A 1,766-nucleotide genomic window follows, 5' to 3' on the forward strand; every position below is an offset into this window, starting at 1 on the left:
TCAACCGAACTTAATCATCCTCGACTTGATGATTCCTAGTCTCAATGGACTAGAGTTGTGTGCCAGGATTCGACAAAAACCTGGTGCAAAAGACCCCTACATCTTAATGTTGACAGCTAAGAGTGAGGAAATTGATCGTATTATTGGCTTGTCTACTGGTGCTGATGATTACTTAGTCAAACCTTTTAGCCCCAAAGAGTTAGTTGCCAGAGTTCGAGCACTTCTGCGACGTAGCTTGCGTCAACCAGAGCAACATCAAATTTACCGTACCCAACATTTTCTGCTCGATATAGAGCAACACTCTGCTTTGCGTCAAATGAACCCTAATTTTTCAGAAATAATAGACTTAACAAACTTGGAATTTAACTTACTAACTGCTTTTGTTCGCTATCCCAATCGAGTTTGGAATCGCACACAACTAATAGATAAATTATGGGGTAGTGAATTTTATGGAGATGAACGAGTAGTCGATACACTTATAGCTCGGTTACGAAAAAAGATAGAACCTGATTCAGCAAATCCTATTTTTATTAAAACAGTCACTGGTATTGGTTATAAATTTGAAGACTGACCCATTTAGTAATTATATCTTGGTGAGCGATCGCACTTTGTTGTGTCTATGTCTGCTAAAAAGCAAGTAATTGAAACAAAGTTAACACAGTATTATCACAACTCTTAGTTACTGTGAAAATACTCAATAAACTTTGCTTAATAGTTATGGACAAGTATCTCTCAATAAGCCGTTCAATTCCTATCTTTATTTTTGCTAGTTTTGGATTAATAGCAAGTCCAGATGTGGCAGTTCTAGCAGCAACTAGTAAATTTAATCCTGAATCTGACTCATTAACTTTAAACGTTGAGTATGAAAACGAGCTTAACAACCTCAACGATACTGACGCTGCTTATGTCAGAGCCATCAGAGAACATTTTGATTAAAATGTGAGGTCGATTGCTTAAAATTAGTTACATAAGGGATGGGAATACAACCCATCCCTTAATTTTTACTATACTAGTGATACTAAATAAAAAATATTGACAATTAGTCTTTTCTAATTCTTGACTTTTATTAAATATATTGATATTAAAAAAATTAAAAACATAGATTTAAGCAACCTACATTATGAATGCTTTAACACAAAAACTGACAAACAGTATACTTAATTTTTATCATATTATCAATTAATTATCCAACCTGGGAATATAATTATCATAAATCAATCACAGATTTAGATTGTCAACCTTTTTATTGACAAACTATTTAGCTTTCAGCAAGCAATAAAGTAACAAGTAAGGAAAATTAAATGATCGAGAAACGTCCTCCAGGATTAATAGCAATTGTTGTTTATAAAGGCTTTGTTGCTTTACTACTTACAGCTACATCTATTGTTCTACTTTTAGCTTTGAAAAAACATGATACCCTTGTGGGCTTTTCCGAATCTTACATATTGGAAGGTAAACGCGAAGTTATTGAATGGTTACTAGAAAAAATTATTAATATCAAACCACAAACTTTAAAATTTAGTGGAATTGCCACTGCAATATACGCAGTTGTGACAGCCATTGAGGCTATCGGTTTATGGTATGAAAAAACTTGGGCAAAGATATTAGTTATTGGATTAGTTGGTATTAGTATACCTCCCGAAATCTATGAGTTAATTAAAGGTGTAACGATTTTCAAATTTTTAGTATTTATGGTTAATCTAGCTGTACTATCGTACTTGGTTAGACACTTTTATAAACATTAATTAAGAGAACTTGCTGGTAAA

3 protein-coding genes are annotated in these 1,766 nt (G+C 33.1%); all 3 read left to right on the forward strand.

From position 1 onward, the window contains the following. Positions 1-571 (forward strand): response regulator transcription factor (locus UYI_RS0131250; protein ID WP_016870623.1); only part of this gene is annotated, 571 nt, incomplete at its 5' end. Between the two features lie 146 nt (positions 572-717). Further along, positions 718-936: a hypothetical protein gene (locus UYI_RS0131255; protein ID WP_016871574.1), complete on the forward strand. Its 219-nt coding sequence runs from the start codon at positions 718-720 to the stop codon at positions 934-936. A 365-nt stretch (positions 937-1,301) separates the two neighbouring features. After that, the gene (locus UYI_RS0131260) at positions 1,302-1,745 is read left to right on the forward strand and encodes a DUF2127 domain-containing protein (RefSeq protein WP_016870625.1); all 444 of its coding nucleotides are present in this window, start codon (positions 1,302-1,304) and stop codon (positions 1,743-1,745) included. The last annotated feature ends 21 nt before the right edge of the window (positions 1,746-1,766 follow it).

Origin of the sequence: Fischerella muscicola PCC 7414 (assembly GCF_000317205.1) — a bacterium.
In the GTDB taxonomy this organism is placed as follows: Bacteria; Cyanobacteriota; Cyanobacteriia; order Cyanobacteriales; family Nostocaceae; genus Fischerella; species Fischerella muscicola.